Source organism: Acidisoma cellulosilyticum (genome assembly GCF_020621385.1).
Taxonomy (GTDB): domain Bacteria; phylum Pseudomonadota; class Alphaproteobacteria; order Acetobacterales; family Acetobacteraceae; genus Acidisoma; species Acidisoma cellulosilyticum.
The window spans coordinates 30,717-56,376 of the sequence record NZ_JAESVA010000002.1 but is presented as its reverse complement, the minus strand read 5'-3'; the positions used below and the strand labels follow the sequence as shown (position 1 = coordinate 56,376).

Below are 25,660 nucleotides of genomic sequence, written 5' to 3'. Positions count from 1 at the left end.
CCCTGCCCATGTCGCGGATAGTCATTCGCAATGGTATGGTCCTGACCCTGGACGATGCCGCCACCTATTTCGAGCTGGGTCGCGTTGTCATCGATGCTGACCGTATCGTCGCGGTCGAGCCGGAATCCGCGCCCTTCATCGCCCTGCCGGATGATCTGGTGATCGACGCGACCGATAAGGTGGTGATGCCGGGTCTGGTCGACCTGCATTTCCATACGGCCATCGGCAAGGGCTACAACGACCATATGCCGCTCTGGGAATACCTGGACGAGTGCTGGTATCCGCTGATCCGCGCGCTGGACCCGGAAGCCGCCTATTGGGCGGCAGCGGCGAGCTATATGGAATCGATCAAGTCCGGTGCGACGACGATCAATGACATGTATCGCCAATTGGGCTCTCTGGCGAAAGCCGCCGAAGATATCGGCATCCGCGCCGTGCTCTCGAATGATGTCGCACTGCCCGAGCATGATCTGGACAGTCTGCAGGACAATCACGATGCTTTCGTCGGCCTGCACGGCCGCGCCAATGGTCGCATTCAGGTCCGTATCGGCATCGAATGGCTGCCGCTCTCCTCGGCCGATTTGTTGCGGGAAGCGCGCTCGCTGGCGAATTCCCTTGGCGCCGGCGTCCATGTTCATCTGAACGAGAGCAAGACCGAGGTTGATTTCTGCCTGGAGAAATTCGGCAAGCGCCCGACCGAACTCGCTTATGAATGCGGCCTGCTCGGCCCGGATACGGTCGCGGCCCATTGCGTCTGGCTGGATGACCGCGAAATGCAGATGATGGCGGAGACGGGGACCCATATCTCCCACAACCCCAATTCCAACGCCAAGCTTGGCAATGGCATTGCGCGCGTGCCGGAAATGGTCGGCCTCGGCATCAATGTCGGGCTCGGCCATGACGCGGTCGAGTGCAATAACAGCGCCGATATGTTCGAGGTCATGAAATACGCCTCGCTCATGCAGCGGGCGAGCCGGGTCGACGCAACCTTGATGCCGGCCGATCAGGTGCTGCGCATGGCGACCCGCAACGGTGCTCGTGCTTTGGGACATGAAACCGGGCAGCTGGTGGCGGGGGCCAAGGCCGACGTCATCCTCATCGACACCAATAACGCCATGTTCACGCCACTGCTGCGGGACAAGGCAATGCATCTCTCCAGCCATCTTGTCTTCGCGGCCAATGGCAGCGTTGTCGATACATCCATCATCGACGGTCAGATCGTCATGCAGGGGCGTCGCATGACGCGTATCGACGAGGCGCAGGTGGTGCGGGAAGCCAATGCGGCCTTCCGCCGTATCAAGGATAAGATGACGGTCGTGAGGCGCGCACAATGAGCGTCGCTCTCGACCAGCTTCTGGCGGCCGTCGACGCCCGGCAGGGCGAACTCGTTGATCTTCTCTGCAAGCTTGTGACCTTCGAGACGCCGGCACCGCCGGCCCGCAATACCGGTGACGCGCAGGCCTATATTGCCGGCTTGCTGCGCGATATGGGCGCTGAGCTCGATATCTGGGACGTTCACCCGGGCGATCCCAATGTCGTCGGCACCATCAAGGGCAGCGATTCCGCTGGCTATAACAGCCTGATCATCAACGGCCATATCGACGTCGCGGCGGTCGAGGAAGGCGAGCCCTGGGAGACCGGCCCCTTCCAGCCGATCCTGCGGGACGGTTTCATCATCGGTCGCGGTACCGCCGATATGAAGGGTGGCCTGGCGGGCGCCTTGCTCGCGCTGCGCATCCTGAATGATCACGGCGTCACGCTGCCCGGCGACGTCATCTTCCAATCCGTCATCGGAGAGGAAGTGGGGGAGGCGGGCACGCTGGAGGCCTGCAAGCGTGGCTATACCGCCGATATGGCGGTCGTCGTCGATACCACGGATCTGCGCATCCAGGGCCAGGGCGGGGTCATCACGGGCTGGATCACCGTCAAAAGCCCGCAGACCTATCATGACGGCACGCGCGGCCGCATGATCCATGCCGGCGGCGGGCTGTTCGCTGCCAGCGCCATCGAGAAGATGGCGAAGATCATTCAGGGATTGGGTGAGCTGGAACGCCATTGGGCGGTGACGAAGCAATACCCCGGCTGCCCGCTGGGTTCGACCACCATCAACCCGGCCGTCATCGAAGGCGGGCGTCACGCGGCCTTCATCGCCGACGAATGCCGCCTCTGGATTACCGTCCACTACTATCCGAACGAGAATTACGAGGATGTGGTGCGCGAGATCGAGGCGCATGTCGCGGGTATCGCGGCCGGCGATCCTTGGCTCCGCGTCAATCGCCCGAGTTTCGTCTGGGGCGGCACCTCGATGATCATCGACCGGGGCGAGATTTTCCCCTCGCTGGAAGTCGATCCCGAGCATCCCGGCACCAAGCTGTTCATGGCCATGCATGAGCAGGTGACGGAAGCCCCCGTGACCTTGACGGTGTCACCCAGCGTCTGTGACGGCGGCTGGTTCGGCGATGCCGGCATTCCCGCGCTGATTTACGGGCCGGGAACGCTGAAGGAGGCCCATAGCGTCAACGAACAGGTCTCCATCGCACAGCTCGTGACCTTCACCAAGGTTCTGATGGCTTTCATTCTGAACTGGACATCGACGAAGGCGGATCGACCCGATCAGACGATCCCATCCGACCGGGTCGATCCGGTCTAAACCGCCATCGCTTCCAGCGTCGTCATGACGCCGCGAAGCTCAGCCAGGCCCTTCAGCCGGCCGATATAGGAATAGCCGGGATTGCTGCGGCGTTCGGTGTCGAAGCCGAGCAGATGACCGTGATCCGGCCGCATCGGGATCGGTGCCTTGTCGCCCTGTGCGGCGCGGCGCCGTTCCTCGCGGAGCAGCACGCAGATGAGCTGAACCATATCGACGTCGCCGTCGAGATGGTCGGATTCCACGAAGGACCCGTCAGGCTCCTTCGCGACATTGCGGAGATGGACGAAATTGATGCGCGCGGCGAAACGCTCCGCCATGGCCGGCACATCATTGTCCGGCCGCGAACCGTAGGAGCCGGCGCAGAGGGTGAGGCCATTGGCGGGGCTCTCCACCGCCGCCAGGATCGCCGCCGCGTCATCCGGCGTCGAGACGATCCGCGGCAGGCCGAACAGCGAAAACGGCGGATCATCCGGATGGATGGCGAGTTTCACGCCGCATTCCTCCGCGACCGGCACAACTTCCTGCAGGAAGGCAATGAGGTTGGCGCGCATATCGGCGGGCGTGACGCCGTCGAAGGAGGCGATGCGGCGGCCGATGGCCTCGCGCGTATAGCTATCCTCGCCGCCCGGCAGGCCGGCGATGATATTGGTCTCCAGCTTGGCTATTTCCGCTTCCGTCTTGCGCGCGACAACGCTGCGGGCGCGGTCGAGCAAGGCTTGCGGATAGTCGCTTTCAGCACCCGCGCGTTTCAGCACGAAAGCGTCATAGGCGATGAATTCCAACATATCGAAACGCAGCGCGCGGCCGGTGCTCGGCATCGCATACATCAGGTCCGTGCGCGTCCAATCGACGACCGGCATGAAGTTGTAGCAGACGGTCGGAATGCCGGCGCGGCCGAGTGCGGCCAGGCTGTCCTTCCAGGCGTCGATATACTGCCGATACGGCCCCTGGCGAAGTTTGATGGCGGTGTGGACGGGGATCGATTCGCAGACATTCCAGGTCAGGCCGGCCGCTTCGATCATCGCCTTGCGCGTGCCGATATCCTCCGCCGACCAGGCGCGGCCGTCATAGATATGATGGAGTGCGGTGACGATGCCGGTAGCACCTGCCTGCCGGACATGGGCCAAGGGCACCGGATCATCCGGGCCGAACCAGCGCCAACTCTGTTCCAAGCTCGTCTCCATTTGCTGGTCTTGTTCCGCCGAGGCTCGTCACTTCGCCGATCGCCGTCAAGCGTTGCGGCGCGCGTTCAGCTAGGCGAGAACGGCATGAAACGCGGAGGATGAAAAAGATGCACGAGTCACGGAAACGGGTGGCTCTCGTCACCGGCACCACCGGCATCGGCCGGTCGGCGGCCCTGACGCTGGCGCGGCAGGGTTATGCCGTGATGGCGCTCGGCATCGACGCCACCGGCAATGACGGGCTGACCACGCTGGCGGTGGAGGAGGGGTTGACCGTCACCGTCCGCCACGCCGATGTCAGCGATCCGCATGCGGTGGCCGAGGCGGTGGCCGAGGTCGCGCGGATCCATGGCGGCCTTGACGTCATCGTGAACGCGGCGGCGATCCACCCGTACGGCGATGCGGTCGAGACCGATCACGCGACCTTCATGCGGTGCATGGCAATCAATGTCGGCTCCATCCACCTGACGGCGCAAAGCGGCGTGCCGGAGATGCGCCGTCGTGGCGGCGGGGTTATCGTGAACCTCTCCAGCGTGCAGGGCTTCGCCTGCCAGGCCGGCGTCATGGCCTATGTCGCGTCCAAGGGCGCCATCCATGCCATGACGAGGGCCATGGCGCTGGATTTCGCGGCCGATCAGATCCGGGTCGTCTCGATCAGCCCCGGTTCGATTCGCACGCCGATTTTGACGCTCGCGGCGCATACCTTCGACGGCCCGGATGCGGATATCGAGGATGCTTTCGCGCGCTTCGGCGCGGCCCATCCCCTGGGCCGGATCGGAGAGCCGGAGGAGGTCGCCGACCTCATTGCCTTCCTCGTCTCCGATAAGGCGAGCTTCGTCACCGGCGCCGATTTCAAGATCGACGGCGGGCTGACGGCCGGCATCGGGGTGCGCTGACAGGCACCCGAATCAGAAAAGGCGGAGGTCCCTGGGGGAACCTCCGCCTTTTTCAGACTAGTTGGTCGAGCCAGCGATTAGCCGGCCTGGCCGGGCTCAAGAAGCTGGAAGGCACCGGCGCGCTCCTGATGCGTCGAGCCAGCGCCGAGGTCCTGGGCGCTGGCGGTGTTCACCGTCTCGCCGGGCTTCAGGAAGACGATGCCGACATTCGCTGTGGGGGCGGGGGCTGCGGCGGCAACCGGCGTCGGCGCCTGGCCCGGCGTCAGCGAGATCGCGTTCGGGGCGGCATATTGCTGCGCAAAGACAGCCGTGCTGCCGAGAAGCATGAGGCTGGCGGTAGCGGACAGGAAAAGACCGGATTTCATGGTAACAAACTCCATCGCTTAAAATTTCGACGTCTTGCTTAGCAAATGTGCAACGGCGCTTGGACTCCATATGGTGCAGTGCGGCGGCCTGAGAAATGTAACGGCCGGCATATCATTCATGACTGTACCAGAAGAAGATTGCCCAAGGGCTGGGCATCGGACTCCGCCGCCTGTCGCCCGAAAACCATGAATTCCGCTTGGATTGCCAAGGCTATACGGGTGGCCATCGCCTGCCGCAGACGTTGGTCGGCGGGGTGGGCGGACCGCCGCTGTCCATCCGACAGGGCAGCCATGACGGCGTTCCGCAGGGACGCCATCTCGACCTGATCTTGCAATGCCACCGCGCTCTCCATCTCGCTCACCAACATGAACAAAACAAGAACTAAACCCGAAAGCAAGAGGTGGGACGCCATACCACTTCGTCATCACGCAGCGATGATGCGCACAAAAGCGGGAAGACTCTGGATCACGCCGAGCAACCACCCGAGGTGACAGGCCGGAAATCGAGATTTTTGGAGCGCCCCGATGAACCGAACTTGGACGTTTGCGACCCTCGTCCTGGGCTTGCCCCTGGGCCTCGGGGGTTGCGACATGATGGGACCGACAAAAGCGCCTCCGCTCGGCGCTGTTCCGGCGGCGTCGGGCAGTATCAACCCCATTTCCGCGCAAGTGCAGACAGGCGCCGGGACCCAAAGCGGGCCGAGCGTCGGACCGGAAGGGGGAGCCACCCAAGCAGGCATTGGCACCGGCAATGCGGTCGGCAGCGGTGCAGGCCCGAGCTTGAACCCGCCGGGCACAGCCCCCTGATCGCTGCCCGCTTCACGACAGGAATCTCCGATCCTCGGACCGAAACAAGATTGCCGCTGCGATCGGTTTATGGATTATAATCGCGACGCCGATGGGGAAAGGGTGGACCCATGCCATTCGACGGTACGAATTTCCATGAGCGGCCCTCGAAGCCGGGCCCTGAAATGCCGAGCGACAAGGTGCTGAGCCGCTTCGTGCTGTTCCTGGCGGTCGCCTTGTTTGTGCTGCCCTTTTCGATGTTCGGTCTGGTCGACCTCGTTCATTTCATCCTGGGCAAATAGAGCCGCGCTTATTTGTGCAAAAGCGCGGCGCGGCCCATCAGGCGCTGCGCCAGCAGCACCGGCACGATCGTGAGCAGGATCACGACGCAGACCACCACATTGACCTCCGGCAGATGCTGACCCAGGCGGATCGCACCGAAGATCCATAGCGGCAGCGTCGTCTGTGCGCCGGCCGTGAAGGTGGTGACGATGACCTCATCGAAGGACAAAGCGAAGGCCAGCAGCGCCCCGGCGCCGAGCGCGCTGGACAGCATCGGCAGGGTGATGAGGCGAAAGGTGCGCCAGGGCCCGGCCCCCAGATCGGCCGAAGCCTCGGCCCAGGACGGCGGCAGCCGGCGCAGCCGCGCGATGACGTTGTTATAGACGATGACGGTGCAGAAGGTCGCATGGCCGATAACGATGGTCGTGAAGGACAGATTGATCCCCCAGAGGACGAAATAGGAATTCAGCGCCATGCCGGTCAGGATGCCGGGCAGGGCGATGGGCAGCACGATGGCAAAGGCGATGGCCTCGCTGGCCGCGCCTCTGATCCGGTAGACGGCCAGCGCCGCCAGCAGACCCATGAGCATGGCGAGCGCGGTCGCGACGACCGCGACTTCGATGGATAGCCAAAGCGCCGAGCGCACTTCGTCATCGGCGAAGGTCCGGGCGAACCATTGCAGGGTAAAGCTTTGGATCGGCCAGCCCTGAATATTCGAGGCCGAAAAAGCATAGACCATGATGATGGCGACCGGCACGAACAGAAACGCCAGGATCGCGACGACCGAAGCCCAAAGTAGGGTGCGGGCCAGATCAAAGCGCATCGAAGGCGCCCAGCTTGCGGGCGATCAACAGGTAGCCCGCCATGACCAGCAGCGGCAGCACGGCGAAGGCGGCCGCGAAGGGAATGTTGTTCGACACGCCGACATTCGCATAGACGACATTGCCGATGAAATCCGATCCCGGACCGCCGACCAGCAAGGGCGTTATGTAATCGCCGAGCGTCAGCGAGAAGGTAAAGATCGAGCCTGCGACAAGCCCCGGCATCGCCAGTGGCACGATGACGCGGCGAAACGTCCGCCAGCCGGCCGCCCCCAGGTCCGACGAGGCTTCCAGCAGCGACGGCGGAATACGCTCCAAGGACGCAAACAGCGGCAGGATCATGAAGGGCAGCCAAAGGTAAGTGAAAACGATCCACATCGCCCAGTTGGAATAGCCAATGGAGGCCGCCGGCAGGCCCAGCCCATGCAGCAGCCAGTTCAGCGCGCCGTCATGCGCCAGGATCAGCCGCCAGGCGTAGACGCGGGCGAGGTAGCTGGACCACAGCGGCAGCATGACCAGCGCCATCAGGGCCGGGCGCAGACGCGGCCCTGCGTAACGGGCCATGACATAGGCGAAGGGCCAGGCCAGCAGCCCGTCGGTGAGGGTGACAGCCGCCGCAATGCCGATGGTGCGCAGCGCGATACGGCCATAGGTCCAGTCGCCCAGCAACTGGCGGAAATTATCCAGCGTCCAGCCCGGCTGAATCTCCCCCGACAATTCATCGACCGTATGGAAGGAGGAGATGAACATCGCGGCCAGCGCCGCCAGATAGAACAAAACGAACCAAACGGCGGGCAGGGAGATCAGTGCGGCGACGCGCAAAGCCGGGCGCCGCCACAACAACCCCGTCAGAGAGGCAGAGACGGGCATGTCAGCCCTTGATCTCCTGCCACGCCCGCTGCCAGGCGCCGTAATCCAGGCAATTATCCTGGCCGTTGCCGCAGGCCTTCAGCGGCGTTTTCCAGAAATGGATCTGGTCGAAATAGCTCGCCCCCGCATCGGCGTGATACTGCTTGCAGGACCCGGCCTGCTGCTTGTCCATCTCGGCGCAGGCCAAGGTATTGGCCGGCGTTTCGCCGAAATAGATCGCCTGCTGCGCCTGCACATAAGGCGTCGTCACGTAATTGATCCATTCATAGGCGCAGTTGGGGTGCGGGGACTTGGCCGAGACCATCCAGGTATCGGCCCAGCCGGTCACGCCCTCGGTCGGCAGCGTATCGGCGACCGGCACTTTCGCTGCCTGCAGCGTATTGGTCTGATAGGGCCAGGCCGCGCCCAGCGTCGCATCGCCATTGCGGAAGAGGTCGATTTCGTCCGAGGCGAGCGCCCAGTATTTGCGGATCAGCGGGCGCTGCTTTTTCAGCAGCACGACGACCGCATCCATCTGCGGCTGCGTCAGCTCATACGGATCGGTGATGCCCAGGCTGGGAGTGGTCTTGGACAGATAAAGTGCGGCATCCGCGATCTGGATCGGATTGTCCGGTACCGTGATCTTACCCTTGTTCGCCTCGTCATAGATGACGGACCAGGAAGTCGGCGCGGGCGTCACCTTCTGCGTGTTGTACAACAGCGTATTCGGTCCCCATTCGTAGGAGACGCCGTAATGCACGCCCTTCACGGTATTGAAGGACGGGCCTTGCAAAGCGGGAATGAAATTCGTCCAAGCCGGGATCAGGGCAATATTGATCGGCTGCACATTATGGCCGTAGATCAGCCGCAGCGTCGCGTCACCCGAGGCTGAGACGAGGTCATACTGACCGCCGCCGCCCGAGCGCATCAGCGCGACCATTTCATCGGACGAGCCAGCATATTTGCGATTGACCTTGCAACCGGTCTTGGCCTCGAAGGGCTTCACCCAGTCATCCTGCGCATAGCCTTCCCAGGCCACGATATTGAGCGCGCCTTCACCCTTGCCGATGGCCGAGAGCGGCTCGGCAGCCGAGGCTGCCTGCCCGAAGGGAAGCGCGAGGGTCACGATCATCGCGGCCGCCATCCTGGCGGCACGCGTCAGGCACGACATCGAGACTTTCATGATCCGGCTCCTCCGAGGGGTGAATTGTCAGGCGGCCAAAGGCCAGGGCGCTTCGGCCGACCAGGCGGCCAGCACGGCGCTGCCCTGGGTCAGTCGCGGCGCCTCTGCACGATGGGCGATATTCTGTTCGACGACGGTCAGCGTGCGGCCATCCGCGCAATGCAGCAGAAACCGCGTCGACATGCCGAGATAGCTGACGGCCTTGACCGTCGCCGGAATCGCTTCCTGCCCCTCCGGCCGCGCGTCGGGCGACAGCAGGCGGATCTTTTCCGGCCGCAGCGCGAAGCGCGCGCCGTGATGCTCGATGATATTGGTGATGCCGACGAAACCCGCGACGAAAGCCGTCTGCGGCTGCTCATACAGCGTCCAGGGGCTGGCAACCTGCTCGACCCGGCCGTGATTGAAGACAGCGATACGGTCGCTCATCGTCAGCGCCTCATCCTGATCATGCGTGACATAGATGAAGGTAATGCCGGTCTGCTGCTGCAAAGCCTTCAACTCAACCTGCATCTGATGGCGGAGTTTCAGGTCCAGCGCGCCCAGCGGCTCGTCCAGCAACAGCACGCGCGGGCGGTTGACGATGGCCCGCGCCAGCGCCACGCGCTGCCGCTGGCCGCCGGACAGCTGGCCCGGACGGCGGGCGCCGAAATCCCCGAGTTGGACGGAGGCCAGCGCCTGTTCGGCGCGCTGTAGCGCCTCCTGGCTCGGGATTTTCTTGGCGCGCAGCCCGTAGGCGACATTCTCCAGCAAGGTCAGATGCGGAAACAGCGCGTAGTCCTGAAAGACCGTGTTCACGTCGCGCCGATGCGGCGGCAGGCGGGACAGGTCCTGCCCGTCCAGCTCGATCCGTCCGGAATCGGGCTGCTCGAAACCGGCGATGATGCGCAGCGTCGTGGTTTTGCCGGAGCCTGATGGCCCGAGGAAGGTAAAAAACTCGCCGGGCGCGATCGCGAGGTCGAGGCTTTCGATGGCGGCGGTGCCGCCGAAAACCTTGCGCACGCCCGAGAGGCGAATGAGTGGTGCCTGCTCGTTACCCTGTTGCACCCAAGCCCCCGCGTTGATCAGCCGGGGCTATCTTGTCTTGGCAGAAACGAATTTGTCCAGAGCCGGCGCGGTCGCCCCGCCGGCTCTGGTCTTTCGTCAGGCGGCGCTGCGCGGACGGAAGCGGGCGCGCAGATTGCCCCATTGCTGATCGACCGTGACGCCGATCAGAATGACGGTGCCCATGACAGCGAAGTTGAGGGAGGAGGGGATGCCGAGCAGATTAACAAGATTCTGCAACTCCTGCAGCAGCACCACGCCCAGGATGACGCCGACCAGCGACCCTTCGCCGCCGCGCAGCGAAAACCCGCCCAGCACCGCTGCCGCAATCGCATAAAGCTCGTAGAAATTACCCTGCGAGGCCGGGCTGATGGAGCCGGTATACATCGCGAAATACATGGCCGCGATCGCCGTCAGGATCTGGCAGATGATATAGGCCCAGATGATGACCTGATGCGTGCGAATCCCCGAATAGCGCGCGGCCTCCTCGTTCTTGCCGACGGCAAACAGATAGCGGCCGAAGACCGAACGGTGCAGCACGATCCACATGATGACGCCGACGATCAGCATGGCAATGAAGGAATGCGGCACGCCGTAGCTGCGTCCGACCGTCAACCAGTTCAGCACCGGGAAATTCTGGCCGAAGCCGAAACCCGCCGTGCCGTCCTGCGTGTAGAAGCGCGCCACGCCGCGATAGATCAGCAAGCCGCACAGCGTCACGATGAAGGGCTGCAGCTTCAATTTGGTGATGAGCAGGCCATGGATAATGCCGATCAGCGCGCCGAGTGCCAGCATCAGCACGACCGCGAGCGGCCAGGGCACGCCTTCATTGGCAACGAAATCGACGAAGAGCACGCCGACAAGGGCGATGACGGAACCGACAGACAGTTCGATACCGCCGGTGATGATGACGAAGGACTGACCGATGGCCGAGAGGCCGAAGAGCCCGACCAGATTGGCGGTATTGGAAATATTGATCGGCAGCAGGAAGCGAGGGTTGAGGATCGCGACAATGACGCCGACGACGATGATGAGCGTGAGCAGCCCTAAGTCTTTTTTATTCATGCCGCGACATTATCCTGAATCTTCTTGCCGACCGCGAGAAGAAGCACGTTCTCCTCGCTGAATTCGGCAGGTGAGAGATAGCCCGAGATCGCACCCTCATGCATGACCGCGATCCGGTCGGAGGCACCGATGACCTCCTCCATGTCGCTGGAGATCATCAGGATGGCGACACCGGAATCCGCCAATTCGCGCATGAGACGGTAAATTTCCGCCTTGGCGCCGATATCGATGCCGCGCGTCGGCTCATCGAAAATCAGCACGCGCGGCTTCATGGCCAGCCATTTCGCCAGCACGACCTTCTGCTGATTGCCGCCAGAGAGAGAGCGGGCAGGGTTCGACAAGGTCTTGGTTTTGATGGCGAGGTTGGTGCGCTGGGTCTCGGCCGTCCGCATCTCCAGCAGGCGCGACACAAGGCCGCGCCGCGCATGGGCCGGCAGGTTCGGCAGCGAGATATTCTCCGATATCGGCAGGTCCAGCAGCACACCGTTGAGCTTGCGGTCCTCCGGCACCAGGAAAATCCCGGCCTTCACGGCATCCGTCGTCGTGCGCAGCCTGGCCGGCTGACCGTTCAGCGTGATCGTGCCGCCCAGGGGCCGGTCGACGCCGAAGAAGACGCGGGCAAGTTCCGTGCGGCCGGCGCCGACCAGACCGGCGAGGCCCAGAATCTCCCCACCATGCAGATCGAGATCGACCGCTTTCGTGGGACGGGTGGGCGTGCGGATACCGCGAGCCGATAGCACGACAGCACCGACCGGCCGGTCGCCATGGGCAGCGTCGCGTTTGAGGTCACGGCCGATCATCAGCTTGACCATACGGTCATGCGTGATTTCGGCGCGCGGCAATCCGCCCGCCAGCCTGCCGTCACGCAAGGCGACCACGCGATCCGCCGAACGCTCGATTTCATGCAAGCGGTGGGTGATGAAAATCACCGCGATGCCGGCGCGTTTCAGATCGGCGATGACATCCAGCAGCTTCTCGGTCTCAGCCATAGGCAGGCTCGACGTCGGTTCATCCAGAATGACGAGCCTTGCGTCCATCGACAGCGCCTTGGCGATTTCGACCATCTGGCATTGCGCCAAAGACAGGTTGGCGACCGGCGTATCGGCGCTGAAAGTGGCGCCGACCCGTTTCAAAAGCGGGGTGACGGCGTCCCGCTGCGCGCGTCGGTCAAGCAGCGACAGCAGACCGCCCTGGCGCTTCTCGCGTCCGATCAGGACATTGCCGGCGACATCCAGATTGTCGAAAAGGTTCAGCTCCTGATGCACGAAGGCGATGCCCGCGCCCATGCTGTCCGCGACGCTGAAACCGGCATGCGCGACGCCATCGACCGTGATGCTGCCGCTGTCGGGCAGGATGACGCCACCGAGGATTTTCATGAGCGTCGATTTGCCGGCGCCGTTTTCGCCGACGATGCCGATGACCTCGCCAGGGGCGACCGTCATCGAAAAATCCATCAGCGCCTGAACCGGGCCGTAGGATTTGCTGAGGTGATTCAAAACAAGCCAGGGAGCCGATGTCTCAGCGCCGGACGTGCGGTCCTTGGTCTCCATTTAGCCTCCCGCTATCAGGGATAGAAAGGGCGCATCTCCGACAGGGAGATGCGCCCTTAGCCTTTATTATTGAGCCAGCGCCTTCTGTTCGGCGACATAGGCATCGACATTATCGGCCGAGACGATCTTTGTCTGGATGATGTCGAGCCCGTTGGCCGGGATCGCTGACTTGTCACCCTTCAGATAGGACGCGATCATCTTCATGCCTTCGTAGGCCCAGACGAAAGGCTGCTGCACCACGGTGCCCGCGATGGTGCCTTCCTTGACGCCACCGAGCGTGACCGGGTCGCCGTCGAAGCCGACGACGGTGATCTTGCCAAGCTCACCACCTTCCTTCAGCGCGGCATAGATCTGCGGCGTATTGTAGGAATAGAAACCGACCAGGCAAGTAATCGCCGGGTTGGCGACCAGAATATCCGACACGTTGGACTTCGCGCGGGTCATGTCCATATCGTCGCCGCGCACGTCGACCAGGGTGATGCCGGTGCCGGCCAGGCCCTGCTTGAAGCCCTGGATACGCTCACGCGCATTGTCGGCGCCGAGCAGCCCGACGAAGCCCATGCACTTGCCGCCCTTGGGCATCGCCTTCTTGGCGATATCGGCGGCCTGTTCACCGGCCAGGATATTGGAGGAGCCGACATAGGCGATGCGCTTGGTCTGCGGAGCGTCGCTGTCCGTCGTGAACAACGCTGTCTCACCGGCCAGCTTGTCGAATTCGGCGGTGGAATTCTTGGGATCGACCGCCGAAACGATGATGCCCTTGGCGCCAGCGCTGACGAGGTTGTCCATCAGCTGATTCTGCGAGGCGACGGTCGCCTGATCGGGATATTGCAGTTCCAGCTTGTAATCCGGCAGTTCGGCCTGCGCCTTCTTCACACCGGCAGCGGCGGCCTTCCAGAAGTCGGACGCGCCATTGGTGACGAAGACGATGGTGGGCTTGCTTTGCGCATGGGCGCTGATCAGGGCGGAACTGCCCAGCAGCATACCGGCGGCGGCGAAGGCTGCGAGAGAGCGCGTGAATGTCATGGCCGATGTTCCTCCTGCCGCTTCATGTTGAGCGGCTTGTATAATGGGTGTGACGCGATCAAAGCCCAGCACCGACTTATGGTTGTCGCTTGGCGTGCCGTGGAGCCGTGAATCATCAGACCATTACTTTGTAGAGAGGTTCAAATCGTCCTGTCAACGGAGACAAGGCGGCCGATATCGCTAACGTTTCCCTGGAAAACTGCGCAAATGAGCGGTGCCTGCGCATGTGCCAACCCGGTTGTGCGGTGCGGCATTCACCGAAACGATCAACGGCCCGGCGTCAGACCAATGCAAGGCGCCGCTTTGATCCGTCAGCCCAGGCTTGTCGGGGCATGGTCCGGTCCGTCTTGCCCGGTCGCCTGCGCAACACGGCGCGCTTTCGCGCAGAATAAAACCGCCGCATCTCTGCGGCTGGCATCGCTTTCGCGCTTGGCTTAGACCCAAATCACGGCATGGATGACGGGCGAGGCCAGCGATTGTGAGTGGGCAGGATCTATTGGGCCGTATCGAGCGGCGGGGCATCGGATTCATCCCCGAAGCCGAGCGGCATTCCAGCCCGCGCGCCATGGGCTTCGTCTTCTTCGGGACCCAGATGACGTATGGCTCGGTCGCGATCGGCGCGCTGCCGGTGGCCTTCGGCCTCGGCTGGTTTTCCTCTTTCCTGGCGATCCTGGCCGGCACTTTGATCGGCGCGGTCTTCGTGGCGATGATGGCGCTGATGGGACCGAAATCCGGCACCAACGGCACCGTCACCAGCGTTGCCTTCTTCGGCCTGCGCGGGCGCTATATCGGATCCTTCATCACCCAGATCATCGATCTCGGCTTCTTCGCCATGATCCTCTGGGTCAGTGCGCCGCCATTGGTGCAAGCCGGCCACACGCTTTTCGGCTGGGGCGCGGGCAGCGTGGCGCTGACGGTCGCGCTGTTGCTGACGGCCCTGCTGGTGCTGGCGCTCGGCATCTTCGGTCATGCGACCTTGGTGTGGTCGGAAACCATCGTCTCCTATGCCAGCCTGATCGGCTTGCTGGTCCTGGCCATGGTCTGCCTGCCGCATGCGGCGGCGGCCCCGAACCCCAAGACCAATCCGCTGGTGCTGGGGCAATACTGGCCGAGCCTGATGCTGGCCGTGACGGTGACGATCGCCAATGCCATTTCCTATGCGCCTTTCGCGGGGGATTACGCCCGCTATCTGCCCGGCCGCACGCGATCGACAGCTTTGTTCCTTTGGCCCTTCGGCGGCATGGTTCTGGGCTGCCTGATCGCCTGCCTGTGCGGAGAGATCATCGGCCTGGCCGTGCATGACCCGTTCAACCCCAATGCGCAGATGCTGGCCTTTCTGCCCCATGCGCTGATCCTGCCGGTGGTTCTGATCGGGCTGATCGGCAATGCCGCCAATGGCGCCATGGTCGTCTATAACGGCATGCTGGATCTGCAGGCGATCCTGTGGCGGCTGCGCCGTGTGCAGGTGGGCGTCATCTTCGGCGTGGTCGGCTTCGCGCTTGCCTATCTCGGCCTCATCGTCTTCGGTGCCGCCAATGCCATTCTGGCCCTCTGCTCGATCGTGACCGTGCTGGTGACACCCTGGAGCATTATCAATATCCAGGGCTATCTGCGCCAGCGCGGAGGCTTTCAGCCGGCCGCCCTGCAAGCCTTCGGCCCAGCCGGACCACGCAGCCCTTATTGGTATAAAGGCGGGTTCAACCTCGCCGCCGTCATCGCCTGGACGGTCGCGAGCGTCACCGGGCTGATGTTTTCCGATACGGCGCTCTTTGTCGGGCCTTTATCCCAGGCGGCCCATGGCATCGATCTGTCCTTCCTCAGCGCGGCGGTCCTGGCCGCGATCCTCTATCCGCTCCTGAGCCGCGCTTTTCCCGACCGGGATTAGCGTGGTCCCGCTGCCAAAATCCTCGGGTCGCCCTATATTGCCCGCAGATACCATCGCCAGTGCGCCCGTCGCGCTGCCATAACGAGGAAACGAGACCGCATGACCCAGGTTCTGAGCTTCCCCCTTCGCGCTCTGCCGGTCATGGGAGCGCTCTGCCTGCTCTCGGCCGGCTTTGTTTCTGCGGGTTTCATCGGCCAGGCCCATGCCAGCGCCGCGACCGCCCAGGCTTGCGCCGGCAACCTGACGCCCGAGGCCAAGTCGATCTATGACCGCGCGGCGCCGAGCGTGACGCCCAGCACAGACCTGGCACCGCTGCTGAAATCCATCGTGCCCGGCATGGTCTTCTCGGGCGACGTGAAGGCCGGAACAGCGCGCGACTCCGCCATTGCCGCCGCGCATTGCCTGCGGGACCTCAAATCCAACTGAGGACAATGTTTTGACTGACGTCTTATCGAAGCCCCAGGCGGAAAGCGCCGGCGGCTTCAACTGGCCTTTGCTCGCGCTCGCCATCGGCGCCTTCAGCATCGGCGTCACCGAATTCACGCCGATGGGCCTGCTGCCGATCATCGCCCATGGCGTCGATGTCAGCATCCCCACCGCCGGGATGCTGATCACCGCCTATGCCGTCGGTGTCATGGCCGGTGCGCCGATCATGACGCTGGCGCTGAGCCGTCTGCGCAAGCGCACGGCGCTGATCTTGCTGATGGGCATCTTCACGATCGGCAATATTTTCGCGGCGATCGCGCCCGGCTACGGCTTCCTGCTCGTGGCGCGGCTGATCACCAGCATGAACCACGGCGCCTTTTTCGGCCTCGGCGTGATCGTCGCCGGCAGTCTGGTGCGGCCGGAAAAGCGCGTGCAGGCGGTCTCCACCATGTTCATGGGGCTGACCATCGCCAATGTCGGCGGCGTGCCGGCCGCGACCTGGCTGGGCCAGCAGATCGGCTGGCGTGCGGCCTTCGGCGTGACGGCGCTGCTCGGCCTCATCACCATCGCCAGTCTGGTGCGCGCGCTACCGGCGGGGGAGCGGGGCGAGAAGCCCGACCTGCTGCGCGAACTCGGCGTGCTGGCGCGCCCGGCCGTGCTGCGGGCCATGGGCACGACGGTGATGGGCGCGGGGGCGATGTTCACGCTCTACACCTATGTAGCGCCGACCTTGACAAGCCTGACCCATGCCTCGGGCGGTTTCGTGACGCTCAGCCTCGTCCTCATCGGGATCGGCTTCACCATCGGCAATCTATTGGGCGGCCGGCTGGCCGATTGGTCGCTGGACGGTTCGGCCAAGGTCTTCATGGGTCTGATGGCGCTCATCATGCTGGCGCTGCCCTTTGCCATGGCGACGCATCTGGGGGCGGCCGTCGGCCTGCTGCTGTGGGGCGTCGCGACCTTCGCCATCGTGCCGGCCGTGCAGGCGCGGGTAATGGCGGCGGCGGCGGACGCACCGGCGCTTGCCTCCTCCATCAATATCGGGGCCTTCAACCTCGGCAATGCGCTGGGGGCCGCGATCGGCGGCGGCGTTCTCAGCCTTGGTCTCGGCTATGCGGCGGTTCCCATCGCGGGCGGCATTCTGGCGGCGGTGGGGTTTGGCCTCGTCTTTATCGGCGGACGCAACCGCCCGGCCGAGAACTGCGCCTGCGAGGCTTAGAGTCCGTTGGATTTCATCCAAAATTCGTCATCCGCGCACTTGTTGCGCGGACCCACCCGCAGCGGCGCCCAGACGGCCACTTGCCTGCACAAACGGGTAGATGCGCGGGTCCAGGCCCGCGCACGACGGAATGGGGGGCGCAGTCCGCGCGACAAGCACGCGGATCACCAATTATCTAAAAGCCCGCTACCTTAGCAACCCCGCCGTTTACTGGGGCGGGGTCAGACCGTCCTCGCCATAGGCGATGCGGTCGGCGACCTTCGGGTCCTTCGGGCTGGGGAAGACGATCACCTTCATGCCCGGCTGCAGCGCATCGTAATTGCCCGGTCCGGGCGCGACGATGGGGGTGCCGGGCGGCACGACGATGATCTGGGTGCCGCCATGATAGGTGACCGTCAGAACATCGCCATTGGCCTGCTTCAGGGCACCGACGGTGCCGTTCGTCATCGAGCTATGCGGTGCCAGATCCCAGTCGCGATGGCCTTCGCCCGCGCCCTTCATGCTCGGCGGAAAGACCGTCACTTCCAGCGCGGTCAGGGTGCCGTTGCCGCCCGGAATGGCCGCGCTGCCGATGTAGCTGCCGGGCTGGATGGCGGAGAGTGCGAGCTTTCTCTCCGTCGCATAGCGGGTCTGGGGCGTGATCGCGAATGTGCGGCTGTCACCGGTCAGGCTGCTGACCACGATCTGTTGCGGCGAGACGGACAGGATACTGCCCCGCGCGCGATGGATTGTCGTGGCCGCCGCAGCGTCAAATCTCCAGGCGAGCAGACCGGTGAGGGCGGCGACAGCGAGATGAGACGCGCGCATGCAATCCTCCGAAAACTCTGGCTCAGGTCGCGAACGGCAGCGCCCTTGCCCCCCCACTTGAGCATGGACGCCGCCGGCCGAAACGCCAAGCACAGTTCAGCGGGCGCGGCGGATCTCCATACGCGCCCGCGCGGCGGCGCCAAATTCACGGAAGATCGCGCTGGACAGATTATCCTCGCCGAACCGCCATTCCGGATGCCACTGGATGGCGGTGGTGAAGGTCTTCGCACCCGGATGGCGGAAGGCTTCCACCACACCGTCCGGCGCGCGGGCTTCGACCACCAGGCCCGGCGCCAGCCGGTCGACGCCCTGCTCGTGCAGGGAATTCACCCGCCAGCTGGTGTCGCCACCGACCCAGCCAGAAAAGACGCCGCCGGGTTCCAGCGCCACCTGATGCACGGGGGCGTATTGTTCCGGGATCGGCAGGTCTTTCTGGTAGCGATGGTCAAGCTCGCCCGTGCTGACCTCATGCAGCTTCGGATGCAGCGTGCCGCCGAAGGCGACATTCATCTCCTGGCAGCCACGGCAGACGCCCAGCATCGGCACGCCGGCCTCGAAAGCCGCGCGGATCAGGCCGATGGACAGCGCATCACGATTGGGGTCAGCCGGCAGAACCTGGTCTTCCGGCGGGCGGCCATACAGGGCAGGGGCCACATTGGACGGGCTGCCGGGCAGGAAGATGCCATCCACCAGCTCCAGAATCTCGGCATAGTCGACGGATTGCGGCAGCGGATTGCCGTCGATATCCGAAAGTCGGCCGGGCAACAGAATGGCCTGCGCATTCGCGCCCGCCGCTACGGCCGAGATGTATTTCTCCACGACCAGATGCGCCGGATGGCCCGACACCGCGGTCACGTCGCATACAAATCCAATCACCGGCCTGCGCATCGGAACCCCTAACCTTATCTGAATCTGTTAGCCATTGTGATCACATAGGCGGCAGCCTGACGGCTGCCCATGGCGTTTAGCCGCAACCCTGGGCGGGCGGCATCGCGCGTCTCACGTCAGGCCGCGACCGCGATCAGCTTGCCGGACAAGGCGAGATGCCCGATGCCGGTGCGGATATCATGCGCAATCGCCTGGCGCAGTGCGGCCTCATCCCCCGCCGCGATCGCGTCCAGCGCCGCCAGATGATAGTCATAGCCATCCGCCGCCGTCGGGAAGGCTTCCAGGGCCGCGCGCATGAAAGGCCCCGTCTGCAGCCAGACGGATTCGATCAAGGGCACCAGCACGCTGTCCCGACGCGCGCTGTAGAGCGTTAAATGGAACAGAAAATTCTGCGCGACGACGGTTTCGGAATCCCCCGATAGGATCGCCGCATTGATCGTCTGGTCGATGGCGCGAAGCTTTTCCAGACGCGCGGCATCCACCAGCGGCAGGGCGCGGGACGCGGCCTCCACCTCCAGCGCCGTGCGCGCCGCATAAAGTTCCTCGAACCGCTCAGGCGTCATCTGCGGCACGCGCACGCGGCGATTGTCGAGCAGCGTCAGCGCGCGTTCGGCGACCAGGCGCCGCAGCGCCTCCCGCACCGGCATGGCGCTGACCTCCATCGCCTCCGCCAGACCGCGGATGGTGACTGCCTGGCCCGGCGGAAAGGCGCCGGACATGATCGCGCGCCGCAAGCCACGAAAGACCCATTGATGGATCGTCTCTCCGGCTGAGCGGGCAGGCATGGTCAGCTTGGGGGCGTCGTCAGTCATGTCGATCTCTTTAACAGCGATTCCGCGCGATGACAGGGATTGCCGCTTGCTCAATGTGATCACATTGCGCTGTAATAGGCAAAGCAAAAACGGAGAGAGTTATGACGGTGCTCCCGCGCGTCACGGTCGGTGGAAAGTCGAAGAAGTCGGAGGGTGGCGCGATCGTCGAAGCCTTCGTCGTCGACGGAAACGGCGTGCCGCGTGGCAAATGGGTGCCGGCCGAGAAACTCTCCGATGTCAGCGACAAGGGCGTGCTGATCCCGCGCTCGGTCTTCGCCCAGGATATCTGGGGCCGCGACGCGGATGAGGCGGGGCTCGCCTGGGGCACCGGCGATCCGGATGGGCTGTGCAAGCCGGTCGAGGGCTCGGTCCTGCCGATCTCCTGGCTGTCCCGCCGGGCGACCCAGGTCATGCTGCGCATGGTCGATACCGACGGCAGCCCTTATTTCGCCGATCCGCGCACGGTGCTGGAAAACGTGCTGGAACGCTTCAAGCTGGCAGGGCTGACGCCTGTCGTCGCGACCGAGCTGGAATTCTATTTCATCCAGCCGGAGGAGCTGGCCGGCGCCAAGCCGCGCCCCTACGGCGCGGACGCGGAGGGCTGGAAGGGCTGGGCGCAGAATGTGCTGAGCCTGGACGAGTTGCATGCCTATGACGCGATCTTCGCTGACATCGCGCGCTACGCCAATGAACAGAATATCCCGCTGGACGGCATGGTGCGCGAAAACGGGCCGGATCAGTATGAGCTGAACTTCACCCATACCGATGATGTGGTGCGCGCGGCCGACTGGACCGTGATGATGAAGCGCATCGTCAAAGGGGCGGCGCGCCGCCACGGCATGGACGCGACCTTCATGGCCAAGCCCTATGGCGGGCTCGCGGGCTGCGGCATGCATACCCATCTCAGCCTGCTGGACCGCGCGGGCGCCAATATCTTCGTGGCCGACGGGCACGAGGCCGGCGGCAAGCTGCGCCAGGTCGTGGGCGGGATGCTGAACACGATGAAGGACAGCATGCTGGTCCTGGCCCCGCACGCCAATTCCTATCGCCGGCTGACGCCCGCGACCCACGCGCCCACGCGCCTGTCCTGGGGCATCGACAACCGCACGGCCGCCATCCGCGTGATCGAGGCTGGCCTCGCCACACGCGTGGAGCATCGCGTGGCGGGCACCGACACCAACCCCTATCTGACGCTCGCCATCATTCTCTCCGCCGCTCTGCACGGGCTGGAGACGGCGGCCGAGCCGCCCGAGCCCATGGGCGGCGAGCATAGCCAGTCCGGCGCTGAGACGCTGCCCGCCACCTGGGACGAGGCCTTGGCGCGGTTCGAGGCTTCGCCCTTCATCGAAAAAGCCTTCGGCAAGCGTTATCAGCACGTCTTTGCCTGCGTGAAGCGGCAGGAGATTGCGGAGTTCCGTGAGCATGTCACGGAATTCGAGTATGACGCCTATCTCAGGACCGCCTGACCATGTCCGTCCCGGCGCGGGCCGCGCATGCGCCGTCCTATTACGCGGCGACACGGAACCCGGCACCGCTGCGCCCGCCGCTGGTGGGCGACGTGCGGGCGGATGTCTGCATCATCGGTGCCGGTTTCACCGGCATCTCGGCCGCATTGACCCTGGCGGAGGCCGGCATTCGGGCGGTGGTGCTGGAGGGCAAGCAAATCGGCTGGGGCGCGTCGGGCCGCAACGGCGGGCAGATCGTCAATGGCTATAGCCGGGATCTGGGCGTGATCGAATCCCGCTACGGCGCCACGGCCGCCAAAGCCCTGGGCGTCATGGCGCTGGAAGGTGGCGACATCATCCGCGAGCGCGTGGCGACATACGACATTCAGTGCGACCTTGTGCCCGGCGGCTATTTCGCGGCGCTGACCGAGCGCCAGATGCGGGAGCTGGAGCATCAGAAGCGCGTCTGGGAGAAGCACGGCCATAACGGGCTGGAAATGGTCGGCCGTCAGGCCTCCCAGGACATCGCGCGCACCCGTATCTATTGCGGCGGGATGATCGATCATCGCGCCGGGCATCTGCATCCGCTCAACCTTGTTCTGGGTGAGGCAGCAGCGGCGGAATCCCTCGGTGCCGTGATCCATGAGGACAGCCCGGTCACGGGTATTGCGGATGACGGGTCATCGGTGACGGTCAGCACCGATCGCGGGCGGGTGATCGCCAAAACCGTGCTCGTCTGCGGCAATGCCTATCTGGGTGACGCCGTGCCGGAACTCACCAACAAGATCATGCCGGTCTCGACCCAGGTGGTGGCGACCGCACCGCTTGATCCCAAATTGCTCGACAGCCTTCTTACGAGGAATTTCTGCGTCGAGGACTGCAACTATATCCTCGACTATTACCGCCGCACGGCCGATCACCGGCTGCTGTTCGGCGGCGGCATCGTCTATGGCGGCACCGACCCGGCCAGTATCGAGGGCAAGATCCGCCCGCATCTGGACAGGACCTTTCCCGAACTGCGCGGCGTGACGCTCGATTTCGCCTGGAGCGGCAATTTCGCGCTGACGATGACGCGCGTGCCCCATGTCGGGCGGCTGTCGCCGAATGTGCTGTTCAGCCATGGCGATAGCGGCCATGGCGTGACGACGACGCATCTGCTCGGGCGTCTGCTGGGCGAGGCCGTGCAGGGCCGCATGGCGCGTTTCGATACCTTCGCCGCACTCCCTTACTTCCCGTTTCCGGGCGGACAGCGCCTCCGCGTTCCGCTGACCGTGCTCGGCGCCTGGTGGTACGGTCTGCGCGACCGGCTGGCGTTTTAAAACAGCGCTTCTTTTGGAAAAAAGAAGCAAAAATTTCTGATCGTTAGAAAGCATCGCACCATGCTCGACATTCCGAACGACATCGACCATCTCCGCGCCGTCGATAACGCGCATCACTTCCATCCCTTCACCGACCACAAGTCGCTGCATGAAGGGCGCGTGCGCGTCATCACCCGCGCGGAAGGCGTGTGGATCTGGGACGGTGACGGGCACCGCATGCTGGACGGCATGGCGGGCCTGTGGTGCGTCAATGCCGGCTACAGCCAGCCGTCTCTGGTGGAAGCCGCCGCGCGCCAGATGGCGACACTTCCCTATTACAACTGCTTCTTCAACAGCACGACACCGGCGGTCGCCGCCTTGTCCGAGCGCTTGGCGCGGATTTCGCCCGCCGGGCTGAACCACGTTTTCTATGCGTCATCCGGTTCGGAAGCCGTCGACAGCGCGCTGCGCATCGCGCGCCAATTCTGGAAGCTGCAGGGCAAGCCCGAGAAGCGCATCATCGTCAGTCGCGAATACGGCTATCACGGCTCCACCATCGCCGGCGCGTCCGTGGGCGGCATGAAGGACATGCATAAGCAGGCGGGCGACCTGCCCGATTTCCATCAGGTCATGACGCCCTATACCTGGCGCGACGCGGGCGATCTGTCGCCGGAGGAATTCGGCCTGAAAGCCGCGTTGAGCCTGGAGACCTATATCCAGCAGGTCGGCGCCGATAAGATCGCGGCCTTCATCGGCGAGCCCATTCAGGGGGCCGGCGGCGTCATCATCCCGCCCGACAATTACTGGCCGGAAATCCAGCGCATCTGCCGCGAGAACGATATCCTGCTGATCGCGGACGAGGTCATCTGCGGCTATGGCCGCCTCGGCAGCATGTTCGGGTCCGACGTCTATGGCATCCAGCCGGACCTGATGACGACCGCCAAGGGCATCACCTCGGGCTATGTGCCGCTATCGGCCTTGTTCGTGGGCGATCGTGTGGCCGAGACCTTCATCGAGCAGGGCGGCGAATTCTATCACGGCTTCACCTATTCCGGGCATCCGGTGGCCTGCGCGGTGGCGCTTGCCAATCTCGACGTCATCGACAGCCAGAACCTTGTCGGGGCAGCGGAACGGCAGGGGGCGAAACTGCTCGACGGCCTGCGCGCTTCGCTCGGCGACCATCCGCTGGTCAGCGAAATCCGGGGCAAGGGTTTGATGATCGCAATGGAACTCGCGGAGGATAGAGCCGGCCACAAAGCCTATCCTTCGGCGCGAAAAGTCGGCCTCACCTGCCGTAATTTCGCGACCGATGAGGGGCTGGTGATGCGCGCCTGCCGCGACACCATGGTGCTGGCCCCGCCGCTGGTGATTTCCGATGAGGAAGTCAGCCTGGTGGTGGAGCGTGCGACCCGCGCCGTCGACCGCACCTGGGCCGAGGTCAAGGCCGGCTGACACCGGGTTTTCCGGGCCTTTGCCCTGTCTTCCCTCGGGCAAACCAGTCTTCCCTCTGGCGAAACTGCCTACAGCGGTCTAGCTTTCTCCGGAGAAACCTTTGGGGGTGGCGATGGACTGGCATCTCTATTGCGGATTTGTCGGCGTCACCCTCATCCTCGGCTGCATTCCGGGGCCGAATGTCGCGCTGATCGTCGCCAATAGCGTCGCCCATGGCGTGCGCTACGGTCTGGCGACGGTCGCCGGCACCGTTTCGGCCCAGGTGATCCAGCTCATCGCCGTCTCCCTCGGCCTGACAGCCTTGCTCGAAAGCATGGGCGTCTGGTTCACCCTGCTGCGCTGGGTCGGCGTGGTCTATCTGCTTTATCTCGGCTACCGGCAGTGGCGCGCGCCGGCGGTGGATCTCAGCCGGGTTCATGCCGGGGCGAAAATCCCCCTGCGTTCCATGCTGCCAAGGGCGGCGGCGGTGTCGCTCACCAACCCCAAGGTGCTGCTGTTTCTGGGCGCGCTGTTTCCGCAGTTCATTGCGGCCCACCATGCCGTGCTGCCGCAGGTGGCGCTGCTGGCCCTGACCTTCCTCGTCATCATCGGGATCATGGATTCCGGCTGGGCAATAGCGGCCGGCCGCGCGCGGCGCCTGCTGTCGCGCCACGCCCGCCTGCGCAACCGGCTTTCGGGCGGCATGCTGATGGCCGCCGCCGCCGGCCTCGCGGTCGCGCATAAGCGGTGAGCATTGATGACCCCCAGGTGCAGGAGCGTCTGCGCGCGGCGCTGATCGCGGCCTTCGGCTCCGCGCAGGCCGATGCGATCGAGCCCCTGCAGGGCGGGGCTTCCACCGCCTTTCCCTTCCGCGTCGACCGGGGCGACCAGCGCTTTGTCGTGCGCGTGGAAGGCGAACGCAGTCCGCTGCGCAACCCCCATCAATACGAGTCCATGACGCGGGCCGCGCAAGAAGGGCTGGCCCCCCGGCTTTACTACACGAACGAAACGCTCGGCGTCGCGGTCATGGATTTCATCGACGCAAAACCGCTCAACACCTATCCGGGCGGCAGCGCCGGTTTCGCCCAAGGGATCGGCGGGCTGATCGCCCGCCTTCAGGCCGTGCCGGCCTTTCCCCATTTCGTCGATTACACGGACATGGTCGGCCGTCTTTGGACCTATCTTTGCAGTACCGGCCTGTTTGCCCCTGGTATTCTGGATAGGACGAGCGCGCGTCTGGCGCGCGTCAGCGAGGCCTATCGGGCCGGGTTCGAATGGGGTGTCGCGAGCCATAACGATCTGCTGCCGCATAACCTGCTGTTCGATGGTTCGCGGCTTTGGCTGATCGATTGGGAATCCGCCTATCTCAACGATCCGCATATCGATATCGCGATCGCGCTCGACAATTTCGCGCCCGATCCGGCTTGTGCAGAGCTTCTGAAACAAGCGGCCAGCGCCCATTGGCCGGAACGTATCGACCCGACGCGGCTGGCACTCGCCCGCGCCTTGGTGCGTCTGTATTACGCCGGCGTGCTGCTCAGTGCGGCCTTCGCGGCGCTCGGGCCGCTTGAGGATCGTAATCTCTCGGCCCCCAGCGCCGAAGCGTTTGAACGCGCCGTCCGCCTGGGCGGCATGCGGCTGGACGCGCCGGAGACCAAGCATCTGCTCGGCAAGGTCTTCCTGGCGTCTTTCATGACCGGTGCCGCGCCGCCGCGCCTTGGCGGCAGCGCCTGACCGGCGCTGGACTTGTGTCA

At 64.2% G+C, this 25,660-nt stretch carries 26 protein-coding genes; 13 read left to right on the top strand and 13 right to left on the bottom strand.

Translation table 11 applies throughout. From position 1 onward, the window contains the following. Positions 1-8 precede the first annotated feature (8 nt). Together ACELLULO517_RS04595 and ACELLULO517_RS04590 are read left to right on the top strand one after the other, a co-directional pair. Positions 9-1,334 (top strand): amidohydrolase family protein, encoded by a 1,326-nt coding sequence (locus ACELLULO517_RS04595; RefSeq protein WP_227306133.1) that lies wholly within the window; start codon positions 9-11, stop codon positions 1,332-1,334. Continuing rightward, positions 1,331-2,650, top strand: coding sequence for an acetylornithine deacetylase (locus ACELLULO517_RS04590; RefSeq protein ID WP_227306132.1), 1,320 nt, complete (start codon positions 1,331-1,333; stop codon positions 2,648-2,650). The genes ACELLULO517_RS04595 and ACELLULO517_RS04590 overlap by 4 nt, the downstream gene beginning before the upstream one ends. Here the strand turns inward: ACELLULO517_RS04590 and uxuA are convergent. Further along, on the bottom strand, positions 2,647-3,822 hold the full coding sequence (uxuA, locus tag ACELLULO517_RS04585; RefSeq protein ID WP_227306131.1) for a mannonate dehydratase: 1,176 nt from the start codon (positions 3,820-3,822) through the stop codon (positions 2,647-2,649). The genes ACELLULO517_RS04590 and uxuA overlap by 4 nt on opposite strands. 119 nt (positions 3,823-3,941) lie before the next feature. Between uxuA and ACELLULO517_RS04580 the strand changes: the two genes are divergently transcribed. Beyond that, a complete protein-coding gene (locus ACELLULO517_RS04580; RefSeq protein ID WP_227306130.1) occupies positions 3,942-4,727 on the top strand; it encodes an SDR family NAD(P)-dependent oxidoreductase in 786 nt (261 codons plus the stop codon). A gap of 77 nt (positions 4,728-4,804) precedes the next feature. On the opposite strand, the gene ACELLULO517_RS04575 is transcribed toward ACELLULO517_RS04580, so the two are convergent. Both ACELLULO517_RS04575 and ACELLULO517_RS04570 read right to left on the bottom strand, forming a co-directional pair. Further along, positions 4,805-5,092 carry a hypothetical protein gene (locus ACELLULO517_RS04575; RefSeq protein ID WP_227306129.1) on the bottom strand — a complete coding sequence of 96 codons (288 nt, stop codon included), beginning with the start codon at positions 5,090-5,092 and terminating at the stop codon, positions 4,805-4,807. A gap of 116 nt (positions 5,093-5,208) precedes the next feature. Continuing rightward, entirely contained in the window at positions 5,209-5,433 is a 225-nt protein-coding gene (locus ACELLULO517_RS04570; protein ID WP_227306128.1) for a hypothetical protein, read from the bottom strand. A 184-nt stretch (positions 5,434-5,617) separates the two neighbouring features. On the opposite strand from ACELLULO517_RS04570, the gene ACELLULO517_RS04565 reads away from it, so the two are divergent. Both ACELLULO517_RS04565 and ACELLULO517_RS04560 read left to right on the top strand, forming a co-directional pair. Beyond that, on the top strand, positions 5,618-5,899 hold the full coding sequence (locus tag ACELLULO517_RS04565) for a hypothetical protein (RefSeq protein ID WP_227306127.1): 282 nt from the start codon (positions 5,618-5,620) through the stop codon (positions 5,897-5,899). Between the two features lie 110 nt (positions 5,900-6,009). Continuing rightward, entirely contained in the window at positions 6,010-6,180 is a 171-nt protein-coding gene (locus tag ACELLULO517_RS04560) for a hypothetical protein (protein ID WP_227306126.1), read from the top strand. Between the two features lie 8 nt (positions 6,181-6,188). On the opposite strand, the gene ACELLULO517_RS04555 is transcribed toward ACELLULO517_RS04560, so the two are convergent. The 7 genes from ACELLULO517_RS04555 to ACELLULO517_RS04525 form a co-directional block, all read right to left on the bottom strand. Then, complete coding sequence (locus tag ACELLULO517_RS04555; RefSeq protein ID WP_227306125.1) at positions 6,189-6,983, bottom strand: ABC transporter permease; 795 nt, start codon at positions 6,981-6,983, stop codon at positions 6,189-6,191. Then, on the bottom strand, positions 6,973-7,851 hold the full coding sequence (locus tag ACELLULO517_RS04550; protein WP_227306124.1) for an ABC transporter permease: 879 nt from the start codon (positions 7,849-7,851) through the stop codon (positions 6,973-6,975). Before ACELLULO517_RS04550 ends, ACELLULO517_RS04555 begins: the two co-directional genes overlap by 11 nt. A 1-nt stretch (position 7,852) precedes the next feature. After that, positions 7,853-9,013 (bottom strand): ABC transporter substrate-binding protein, encoded by a 1,161-nt coding sequence (locus ACELLULO517_RS04545; RefSeq protein ID WP_227306123.1) that lies wholly within the window; start codon positions 9,011-9,013, stop codon positions 7,853-7,855. 27 nt (positions 9,014-9,040) lie between these two features. Next, a complete protein-coding gene (locus ACELLULO517_RS04540; RefSeq protein ID WP_227306122.1) occupies positions 9,041-10,057 on the bottom strand; it encodes an ABC transporter ATP-binding protein in 1,017 nt (338 codons plus the stop codon). Between the two features lie 96 nt (positions 10,058-10,153). Continuing rightward, complete coding sequence (locus tag ACELLULO517_RS04535) at positions 10,154-11,119, bottom strand: ABC transporter permease (protein ID WP_227306121.1); 966 nt, start codon at positions 11,117-11,119, stop codon at positions 10,154-10,156. Further along, complete coding sequence (locus tag ACELLULO517_RS04530; RefSeq protein ID WP_227306120.1) at positions 11,116-12,669, bottom strand: sugar ABC transporter ATP-binding protein; 1,554 nt, start codon at positions 12,667-12,669, stop codon at positions 11,116-11,118. The genes ACELLULO517_RS04535 and ACELLULO517_RS04530 overlap by 4 nt, the downstream gene beginning before the upstream one ends. Before the next feature lie 66 nt (positions 12,670-12,735). Continuing rightward, positions 12,736-13,695 (bottom strand): substrate-binding domain-containing protein, encoded by a 960-nt coding sequence (locus ACELLULO517_RS04525; protein ID WP_227306119.1) that lies wholly within the window; start codon positions 13,693-13,695, stop codon positions 12,736-12,738. A 478-nt stretch (positions 13,696-14,173) separates the two neighbouring features. Between ACELLULO517_RS04525 and ACELLULO517_RS04520 the strand changes: the two genes are divergently transcribed. The 3 genes from ACELLULO517_RS04520 (at position 14,174) to ACELLULO517_RS04510 (ending at position 17,225) form a co-directional block, all read left to right on the top strand. Further along, on the top strand, positions 14,174-15,580 hold the full coding sequence (locus ACELLULO517_RS04520) for a purine-cytosine permease family protein (RefSeq protein WP_227306118.1): 1,407 nt from the start codon (positions 14,174-14,176) through the stop codon (positions 15,578-15,580). A 99-nt stretch (positions 15,581-15,679) separates the two neighbouring features. After that, positions 15,680-16,006 carry a hypothetical protein gene (locus ACELLULO517_RS04515; RefSeq protein WP_227306117.1) on the top strand — a complete coding sequence of 109 codons (327 nt, stop codon included), beginning with the start codon at positions 15,680-15,682 and terminating at the stop codon, positions 16,004-16,006. 10 nt (positions 16,007-16,016) lie between these two features. Further along, on the top strand, positions 16,017-17,225 hold the full coding sequence (locus ACELLULO517_RS04510) for an MFS transporter (protein WP_227306116.1): 1,209 nt from the start codon (positions 16,017-16,019) through the stop codon (positions 17,223-17,225). 207 nt (positions 17,226-17,432) lie between these two features. On the opposite strand, the gene ACELLULO517_RS04505 is transcribed toward ACELLULO517_RS04510, so the two are convergent. The 3 genes from ACELLULO517_RS04505 to ACELLULO517_RS04495 form a co-directional block, all read right to left on the bottom strand. Further along, positions 17,433-18,032, bottom strand: a complete 600-nt coding sequence (locus tag ACELLULO517_RS04505) for a hypothetical protein (RefSeq protein ID WP_227306115.1) — start codon at positions 18,030-18,032, stop codon at positions 17,433-17,435. A 96-nt stretch (positions 18,033-18,128) separates the two neighbouring features. Beyond that, a complete protein-coding gene (locus ACELLULO517_RS04500) occupies positions 18,129-18,920 on the bottom strand; it encodes a gamma-glutamyl-gamma-aminobutyrate hydrolase family protein (RefSeq protein ID WP_227306114.1) in 792 nt (263 codons plus the stop codon). A gap of 116 nt (positions 18,921-19,036) precedes the next feature. After that, positions 19,037-19,732 carry a GntR family transcriptional regulator gene (locus ACELLULO517_RS04495; RefSeq protein WP_227306113.1) on the bottom strand — a complete coding sequence of 232 codons (696 nt, stop codon included), beginning with the start codon at positions 19,730-19,732 and terminating at the stop codon, positions 19,037-19,039. 101 nt (positions 19,733-19,833) lie between these two features. Between ACELLULO517_RS04495 and ACELLULO517_RS04490 the strand changes: the two genes are divergently transcribed. The 5 genes from ACELLULO517_RS04490 (at position 19,834) to ACELLULO517_RS04470 (ending at position 25,640) form a co-directional block, all read left to right on the top strand. Then, on the top strand, positions 19,834-21,198 hold the full coding sequence (locus ACELLULO517_RS04490) for a glutamine synthetase family protein (RefSeq protein WP_227306112.1): 1,365 nt from the start codon (positions 19,834-19,836) through the stop codon (positions 21,196-21,198). A 2-nt stretch (positions 21,199-21,200) separates the two neighbouring features. Continuing rightward, the gene (locus ACELLULO517_RS04485) at positions 21,201-22,496 is read left to right on the top strand and encodes an NAD(P)/FAD-dependent oxidoreductase (RefSeq protein ID WP_227306111.1); all 1,296 of its coding nucleotides are present in this window, start codon (positions 21,201-21,203) and stop codon (positions 22,494-22,496) included. A 60-nt stretch (positions 22,497-22,556) separates the two neighbouring features. Continuing rightward, positions 22,557-23,927 carry an aminotransferase gene (locus ACELLULO517_RS04480; RefSeq protein WP_227306110.1) on the top strand — a complete coding sequence of 457 codons (1,371 nt, stop codon included), beginning with the start codon at positions 22,557-22,559 and terminating at the stop codon, positions 23,925-23,927. A 112-nt stretch (positions 23,928-24,039) separates the two neighbouring features. Next, entirely contained in the window at positions 24,040-24,657 is a 618-nt protein-coding gene (locus ACELLULO517_RS04475) for a LysE family translocator (protein ID WP_227306109.1), read from the top strand. After that, complete coding sequence (locus ACELLULO517_RS04470) at positions 24,654-25,640, top strand: phosphotransferase (RefSeq protein ID WP_227306108.1); 987 nt, start codon at positions 24,654-24,656, stop codon at positions 25,638-25,640. Before ACELLULO517_RS04475 ends, ACELLULO517_RS04470 begins: the two co-directional genes overlap by 4 nt. The last annotated feature ends 20 nt before the right edge of the window (positions 25,641-25,660 follow it).

Bases quoted from the DNA above. Each gene is read 5' to 3' on its own strand.
- ACELLULO517_RS04595 (WP_227306133.1), top strand. From the start codon at position 9: ATGTCGCGGATAGTCATTCGCAATGGTATGGTCCTGACCCTGGACGAT.
- ACELLULO517_RS04590 (WP_227306132.1), top strand. From the start codon at position 1,331: ATGAGCGTCGCTCTCGACCAGCTTCTGGCGGCCGTCGACGCCCGGCAG.
- ACELLULO517_RS04580 (WP_227306130.1), top strand. From the start codon at position 3,942: ATGCACGAGTCACGGAAACGGGTGGCTCTCGTCACCGGCACCACCGGC.
- ACELLULO517_RS04575 (WP_227306129.1), bottom strand. From the start codon at position 5,092: ATGAAATCCGGTCTTTTCCTGTCCGCTACCGCCAGCCTCATGCTTCTC.
- ACELLULO517_RS04565 (WP_227306127.1), top strand. From the start codon at position 5,618: ATGAACCGAACTTGGACGTTTGCGACCCTCGTCCTGGGCTTGCCCCTG.
- ACELLULO517_RS04560 (WP_227306126.1), top strand. From the start codon at position 6,010: ATGCCATTCGACGGTACGAATTTCCATGAGCGGCCCTCGAAGCCGGGC.
- ACELLULO517_RS04555 (WP_227306125.1), bottom strand. From the start codon at position 6,983: ATGCGCTTTGATCTGGCCCGCACCCTACTTTGGGCTTCGGTCGTCGCG.
- ACELLULO517_RS04550 (WP_227306124.1), bottom strand. From the start codon at position 7,851: ATGCCCGTCTCTGCCTCTCTGACGGGGTTGTTGTGGCGGCGCCCGGCT.
- ACELLULO517_RS04545 (WP_227306123.1), bottom strand. From the start codon at position 9,013: ATGAAAGTCTCGATGTCGTGCCTGACGCGTGCCGCCAGGATGGCGGCC.
- ACELLULO517_RS04535 (WP_227306121.1), bottom strand. From the start codon at position 11,119: ATGAATAAAAAAGACTTAGGGCTGCTCACGCTCATCATCGTCGTCGGC.
- ACELLULO517_RS04530 (WP_227306120.1), bottom strand. From the start codon at position 12,669: ATGGAGACCAAGGACCGCACGTCCGGCGCTGAGACATCGGCTCCCTGG.
- ACELLULO517_RS04525 (WP_227306119.1), bottom strand. From the start codon at position 13,695: ATGACATTCACGCGCTCTCTCGCAGCCTTCGCCGCCGCCGGTATGCTG.
- ACELLULO517_RS04515 (WP_227306117.1), top strand. From the start codon at position 15,680: ATGACCCAGGTTCTGAGCTTCCCCCTTCGCGCTCTGCCGGTCATGGGA.
- ACELLULO517_RS04505 (WP_227306115.1), bottom strand. From the start codon at position 18,032: ATGCGCGCGTCTCATCTCGCTGTCGCCGCCCTCACCGGTCTGCTCGCC.
- ACELLULO517_RS04500 (WP_227306114.1), bottom strand. From the start codon at position 18,920: ATGCGCAGGCCGGTGATTGGATTTGTATGCGACGTGACCGCGGTGTCG.
- ACELLULO517_RS04495 (WP_227306113.1), bottom strand. From the start codon at position 19,732: ATGACTGACGACGCCCCCAAGCTGACCATGCCTGCCCGCTCAGCCGGA.
- ACELLULO517_RS04490 (WP_227306112.1), top strand. From the start codon at position 19,834: ATGACGGTGCTCCCGCGCGTCACGGTCGGTGGAAAGTCGAAGAAGTCG.
- ACELLULO517_RS04485 (WP_227306111.1), top strand. From the start codon at position 21,201: ATGTCCGTCCCGGCGCGGGCCGCGCATGCGCCGTCCTATTACGCGGCG.
- ACELLULO517_RS04480 (WP_227306110.1), top strand. From the start codon at position 22,557: ATGCTCGACATTCCGAACGACATCGACCATCTCCGCGCCGTCGATAAC.
- ACELLULO517_RS04475 (WP_227306109.1), top strand. From the start codon at position 24,040: ATGGACTGGCATCTCTATTGCGGATTTGTCGGCGTCACCCTCATCCTC.